Below are 4,748 nucleotides of genomic sequence, written 5' to 3'. Positions count from 1 at the left end.
ACTTCGCTTCGCTGCGTTCAGGATGACAGACGGTTTTACTTCAAAAACTCACAACTTCACCATATGCCCGAAGCCTACCTTTCTACCCCACTGGGCCTGCTGAGCTTGCGTGGGTCCGATGCTGGACTAGCCGCCGTGACTTTTCTAGACGAGCCGCACGGCCAAGTTCCTACCCTTGTGGCAGAAGTGCCCGAGTGCCTGCGCGAGGCGCACTGCCAACTCAAGGCCTACTTCGCGGGCGAGCTGCAGGAATTTAAGTTGACGTATCATTTCGAGAAAGGCACTGATTTTCAGCGGCAAGTGTGGGCGACACTGCTGGGGGTAGGCTACGGCCGCACGGCCTCCTACCTCGATCTGGCCCGGCAATTGGGCAACCCTGGTGCGGTGCGGGCAGTGGGAGCAGCCAATGGACAAAATCCCTTGGGTATTGTGCTCCCGTGCCACCGGATTATTGGAGCCAATGGTCAGCTAACGGGCTATGCCGGTGGGCTGCACCGCAAAAAATGGCTGCTGCAACACGAGCGCCCCACCGGGCAGGGCGAGTTGTTTTGATAGGGGTAGCTGTTAGCTTCTAGCTGCTGGCTATTGGCTTTTTTACCAACTTGCACTGTTTCATACGCAGAACAGCACTCGTTCATTTTTGTCCGACTGCTTCAATAACCAGTTGATTCAGCTGCCGAGCTTCTACTGCCGTATGGTGCTGCCAGAACAAAAGCTAGCTGGCTTACTATCGTCAGAACATAAGCTAACAGCCAACAGCTACTAGCTACCAGCCAAATACATGCCCACCGCCCTACTCCAAACGCCCGAAAGTACCCACCGCGTCTACCTGCAAGATTGCGACATGCTGGGCCACCTCAACAACGCCCGCTACCTCGATTACTTCCTTAATGCCCGCGAGGAACACACCACCCAGCACTACGCCCTGAACCTGGGCCAACTGGCCCAACAGCAGAATGCGGGCTGGGTTATCACCAAGCACCATATCAGCTACTTGCGCCCGGCGCGCCACGGTGAGGTAGTGCGTATTCGCACCCAGCTCATCCATTTCGACAACTCCAATCTGGTGGTGGAGATGCAGATGCTGCACGAAGACGGCTTGCGCCTGAAAGCCGTGCTGTGGTCGGAGCTGGCCTTTGTGCGGGTAGACAGCGGCACACGCGCCGACCATTCCGACGCCCTGATGGATATGCTAGAGCAGCTGGATGTGGAAGAGGTAGACTACGACCCCGATGGGTTTGATGAGCGCGTGCGTCGGTTACGCAAGGAGCTGAAGCAGTTGCGCCGCGAGGGCGAAGAGTAGGGCGCACGCAGCATAGCGTTTTGGGAGTACTAGGGCAAAATTTTATGCTTAACCCCCTGGTACAGGTTGCGTTGAATACCTAGCGGCACCGCCGTAAAACGGTGCCGTAATTATTCTCTGTACCACCCAAAACACCTAGACCATGAGCATTTTTGGCAGCGATAAATTGAAAGGTAAGAAAGTAGCCATCTTGGCTACCGATGGCTTCGAGCAGGTAGAACTGACTGAGCCGAAGAAATTTCTGGAAGACGAAGGCGCCCAAGTGGACGTCATCTCCCTGAAAAGCGGTTCCATCAAGGGCTGGGATAAAACCGACTGGGGCAAAAAAGTAGACGTAGACAAAGTAATTGACGACGCGAAAGTGGCTGATTATGACGCGCTAGTACTACCTGGCGGCCAGATCAACCCCGATAAGCTGCGCGTAGAGCAAAGCGTGGTAGATTTTGTAGGCGAGTTCGCCCGTTCCGGCAAAACCGTAGCCGCCATCTGCCACGGCCCCTGGACGCTAATTGAAACCGGCTTCGTACGTGGCAAGCACATGACCAGCTACCCCAGCATCAAAACCGATCTGAAAAACGCCGGCGCCCAATGGTCCGACGAAACCGTGGTAGTCGACGGCAACCTCATCACCAGCCGCAACCCCGATGATATTCCGAACTTCAATAAGAAGATCAAAGAAGCATTGGTAAGCGAAACGGTAGAAGCCTAACATCCTACCTATAGAAGCACAAAGCCCCGGCTGCTCAGCAGCCGGGGCTTTGTGCTTCTATCTGCCTACCCCACTAGTTGTAGAAGCTGCGCCGCAAAACGATGGTATAGTAGATAAAGTCCACTATCAAACAGCAGCAAAAAACCACCCTGTAGCCACAACGACCGGCCAAACCCCAGCAGCCGGACCGGCTTGGAGTCGGTGGCGGCGCGGGCTTGCAGCCAACTGCCAATGCAGAGGTAAGCCACATCGAGGCCCAGGTTGAGCACCAGCAGCTTCTCGAAGTTGAACTGCGCCGTTAGGCTATCGGCCAAGGTAAGTTTGCTCACGCCATAGGGGTTGGCGCGCAGTAGCCCTACCACGGCTAGCAGCAGGTTCACCACGTTCCAGCCCACATTCATCAAGTGAAAATGGTGCGGCATGGTGCGTGCGTCGGTGCGGGCTACAAAGTAGCCGCTCACCAGCAGATTCAGCAAGGCCCATCCGCCCAGCACGGCCATGGCCCGCTCGGCCACTAGCTCGCGGGCTTGGTTGATGGCGGGTAGGGCTGCCGTAGTCAGGAGTAGGGTAGAAGCCATGCGAAACTGAAAAGTGCTTCAACAAAAAAGGAAGACGCCTGGCGCCTTCCTTTTTGTTGAAGCTGATGGTGAAGCTAGTTGGAAATGCCCAAGCCCAGATACACTTGGAAAGCTTGGTTGCGTACGTCGCCACTGGGCACGTTAATTTGCCCAGCCGTGCCCGTAGTAGCATAGCCGTCTTTGCGGATTTTGGCTAGGCCCAGGTCGTAGCGGCCACCTATGCGTGCGGGCCCAACGCGGAATTCTATACCGCCTACTACGCCGTAGTCGAGGGAGTGGTAGCCGTAGTCATCAATGCTCTGGTCGACGCCGGCGTTTTTCACTTTCGTAAGCAAGGCAACCTGCGGGCCTACGTGCACGCTCACGTTATCAAGGAAGTTGTACGTGAGTAATACGGGCACCTTCAGGTAGTCGAGGCGGTTTACGCGCTGCTCCGTTGTGCCGCCCTGGGTTTGATCGTAGCGGTAGCCTTGGCGCGAATACAGCAGCTCGGGCTGGATGGCCACTTTGCTGCTGAGGCCAAACTGTGCATACACACCAGCATGGAACGTGTTCAGGTTTTCGCGGGCGGGAATGCCGCCTTTGTCGTCGCCGTGCACGTTGGTGAGGTTGAAGCCGCCTTTCACCCCGAAGCCATTGTTGCGCGAGTCGGAGCTAGAACGGAAATAGTCGGTAGAGGACATGGCACCACCGGGCCGCACCTGGGCATGGGCCAAAGAGAAGGAGGCAGCAAAAGCTACAAGCAGAAGCGTAATCTTTTTCATAAGTAGAAGGAAATCAAGCGGAGTAAGAAGTAAAAAACGAGCTACTGTAAGTGCGCGGCTCGCATAACATCCGTAAGCGGCTATACTTCGCCGTGGACAGAAAGTTGCGTAGGCAGGATAGTTGGCGTAAAAAATACCAGTGAAAATACTTGCTGCTACGGCGCTGCGTCGTATCTTAGCTGCTAATCCCGGCCGCCGCCAGCGGGCTTGCGGGGCGTTAGCTCAGTTGGTTCAGAGCGCTACCTTGACAGGGTAGAGGTCACTGGTTCGAGCCCAGTACGCCTCACGTAAGTCCGCAAAACATCGTGAGTGAGGCCGATTTGGAATCTGCCGACGGTTTTGCCAACGATGCAGTACCTGAGTCACCCAAAAAGCCCGACCTACCGGCCGGGCTTCTTTGTGCGCCGGCTGCCCCCATCCCTACCCTATGCTGCCTGTTGCCTGGGCGCCCTGCTACGCCCACCCGCTGCCCGAAAACCACCGGTTTCCCATGCTCAAGTATGAGTTGCTGCCCGCGCAACTGCTACGCGAAGGCATCATCACCGAAGCCGACCTGTTTGCGCCCGCGCCGGCCGCCGCCGCGGATATCCTGCGCGTGCACACCGCCGACTATTACCACCGCGTCACGACGGGTCAGCTTACGCGGCAGGAAGAGCGGGCCACAGGTTTTCCGTGGAGCCCGCAGTTGATAACGCGGGAAATAATCATTCTGGAAGGCACCTTGGAAGCCGCTCGCCGCGCCTTGCAGACAGGCGTAGCGCTTAATATTGCCGGTGGCACCCATCACGCGTTTGCTGATAGGGGTGAAGGCTTTTGCCTGTTCAACGACCAGGCGGCGGGCGCTGCCTACCTGCTGGCCCAGGCAGAACTCGGCATCGGCAAGGTGCTGATTGTGGACCTGGACGTGCACCAGGGCAACGGTACGGCCCGCATTTTCGAGCACGAGCCGCGCGTGTTCACGTTCTCGATGCACGGCGCCCGCAACTACCCCGGCCGCAAAGAGCGCTCCGACCTGGACCTACCCCTCCCCGACGGCACCACCGACGCCGAGTATCTCAAGCTGCTAGCCGACACCCTACCCCGCCTGCTCGACGAGGTGCAGCCAGACTTCGTATTTTATCAGGCTGGCGTCGATGTGCTGGCTACGGATAAGCTGGGCTACCTTAGTCTCACCCGCGAGGGCTGTCGCCAGCGCGACCAACTGGTATTGCGCCTCTGCCACCAGCACCGCCTACCCGTGGTGGTGTGCATGGGCGGCGGCTACTCTCCCCGCCTCGCCGACATCCTCGACGCCCACGTCAACACCTTCCGCACCGCTGCGGAGATATGGGGGTAGTTGTGAAATGGTGAGTAGTGAAATGGTGAAGTTGTGAATGCAAAAGCGTCTGTCATCC

6 protein-coding genes and 1 tRNA gene are annotated in these 4,748 nt (G+C 57.4%); 5 read left to right on the top strand and 2 right to left on the bottom strand.

Going from position 1 to position 4,748, the window contains the following annotated elements; translation table 11 throughout:
• Window positions 1-63 precede the first annotated feature (63 nt).
• The 3 genes from KYK14_RS21530 to KYK14_RS21520 all read left to right on the top strand — a co-directional run bounded on the left by KYK14_RS21530 (window position 64) and on the right by KYK14_RS21520 (window position 2,012).
• Entirely contained in the window at window positions 64-552 is a 489-nt protein-coding gene (locus tag KYK14_RS21530) for a methylated-DNA--[protein]-cysteine S-methyltransferase (RefSeq protein WP_219161718.1), read from the top strand.
• 229 nt (window positions 553-781) lie between these two features.
• Window positions 782-1,303, top strand: a complete 522-nt coding sequence (locus tag KYK14_RS21525; protein ID WP_219161717.1) for an acyl-CoA thioesterase — start codon at window positions 782-784, stop codon at window positions 1,301-1,303.
• Window positions 1,304-1,445: 142 nt separating this feature from the next.
• Complete coding sequence (locus tag KYK14_RS21520; protein ID WP_219161716.1) at window positions 1,446-2,012, top strand: type 1 glutamine amidotransferase domain-containing protein; 567 nt, start codon at window positions 1,446-1,448, stop codon at window positions 2,010-2,012.
• A gap of 65 nt (window positions 2,013-2,077) precedes the next feature.
• Here KYK14_RS21520 and KYK14_RS21515 read toward each other — a convergent pair whose 3' ends face one another.
• Both KYK14_RS21515 and KYK14_RS21510 read right to left on the bottom strand, forming a co-directional pair.
• Window positions 2,078-2,590 carry a DUF6992 family protein gene (locus KYK14_RS21515; protein WP_219161715.1) on the bottom strand — a complete coding sequence of 171 codons (513 nt, stop codon included), beginning with the start codon at window positions 2,588-2,590 and terminating at the stop codon, window positions 2,078-2,080.
• A gap of 74 nt (window positions 2,591-2,664) precedes the next feature.
• Window positions 2,665-3,354, bottom strand: a complete 690-nt coding sequence (locus KYK14_RS21510; protein WP_185281688.1) for a porin family protein — start codon at window positions 3,352-3,354, stop codon at window positions 2,665-2,667.
• A 211-nt stretch (window positions 3,355-3,565) separates the two neighbouring features.
• Here KYK14_RS21510 and KYK14_RS21505 point away from each other — a divergent pair.
• Both KYK14_RS21505 and KYK14_RS21500 read left to right on the top strand, forming a co-directional pair.
• Window positions 3,566-3,640, top strand: a tRNA-Val gene (locus KYK14_RS21505).
• A gap of 141 nt (window positions 3,641-3,781) precedes the next feature.
• Window positions 3,782-4,690: a histone deacetylase family protein gene (locus KYK14_RS21500; RefSeq protein WP_219161714.1), complete on the top strand. Its 909-nt coding sequence runs from the start codon at window positions 3,782-3,784 to the stop codon at window positions 4,688-4,690.
• Window positions 4,691-4,748: the final 58 nt, after the last annotated feature.

Source organism: Hymenobacter profundi (assembly GCF_019334315.1).
Taxonomy (GTDB): Bacteria; Bacteroidota; Bacteroidia; order Cytophagales; family Hymenobacteraceae; genus Hymenobacter; species Hymenobacter profundi.
The sequence above is the reverse complement of the archived record's forward strand: the minus strand, read 5'-3'. Positions and strand labels throughout refer to the sequence as shown.

Coding starts and splice junctions, on each gene's coding strand:
- KYK14_RS21530 (WP_219161718.1), top strand. CDS start 64: ATGCCCGAAGCCTACCTTTCTACCCCACTGGGCCTGCTGAGCTTGCGT.
- KYK14_RS21525 (WP_219161717.1), top strand. CDS start 782: ATGCCCACCGCCCTACTCCAAACGCCCGAAAGTACCCACCGCGTCTAC.
- KYK14_RS21520 (WP_219161716.1), top strand. CDS start 1,446: ATGAGCATTTTTGGCAGCGATAAATTGAAAGGTAAGAAAGTAGCCATC.
- KYK14_RS21515 (WP_219161715.1), bottom strand. CDS start 2,590: ATGGCTTCTACCCTACTCCTGACTACGGCAGCCCTACCCGCCATCAAC.
- KYK14_RS21510 (WP_185281688.1), bottom strand. CDS start 3,354: ATGAAAAAGATTACGCTTCTGCTTGTAGCTTTTGCTGCCTCCTTCTCT.
- KYK14_RS21500 (WP_219161714.1), top strand. CDS start 3,782: ATGCTGCCTGTTGCCTGGGCGCCCTGCTACGCCCACCCGCTGCCCGAA.